The 519-nt window shown below is 70.1% G+C and carries 1 protein-coding gene; it reads right to left on the reverse strand.

Features of this window, described 5'->3' with window-relative positions:
• The coding region (locus IF00_RS0140410; RefSeq protein ID WP_030327119.1) for a sodium/proton-translocating pyrophosphatase at window positions 1–519 on the reverse strand (519 nt) is incomplete at both ends.

The following is a 519-nucleotide window of genomic DNA, read 5'->3' on the forward strand; positions in this document are numbered from 1 at the left end:
GTCGCCGACCGTGTCCCCGATGACGGTCGCCTCGTGCGCCTCGCTGCCCTTGCCGCCGTGGTTCCCGTCCTCGACCAGCTTCTTCGCGTTGTCCCAGGCACCACCGGAGTTGGCGAGGAAGACCGCCATCAGCGCGCCCGTGCCGATCGCCCCCGCGAGGTACGCGCCGAGCGGGCCGACCCCCAGCGCGAAGCCGACCGCGATCGGGGCCATCACCGCGAGCAGCCCGGGCGTGGCGAGTTCGCGCAGCGCGTCCTTGGTGCAGATGTCGACGACCCGTCCGTACTCCGGTTTCTCGGTGTAGTTCATGATCCCCGGGTGCTCGCGGAACTGCCTCCGCACCTCGTACACCACCGATCCCGCCGACCGGGACACCGCGTTGATCGCGAGCCCCGAGAAGAGGAAGACGACCGCCGCGCCGAGGATCAGACCGAAGAGGTTGTTGGGCTGCGAGATGTCCATCGAGAGCGTCACCGCGTCCGCCTTCGCGCCGACCTCGGCGACCGAGGTGGCGATGGC

It is taken from the genome of Streptomyces flavochromogenes, assembly GCF_000717595.1.
In the GTDB taxonomy this organism is placed as follows: domain Bacteria; phylum Actinomycetota; class Actinomycetes; order Streptomycetales; family Streptomycetaceae; genus Streptomyces; species Streptomyces flavochromogenes.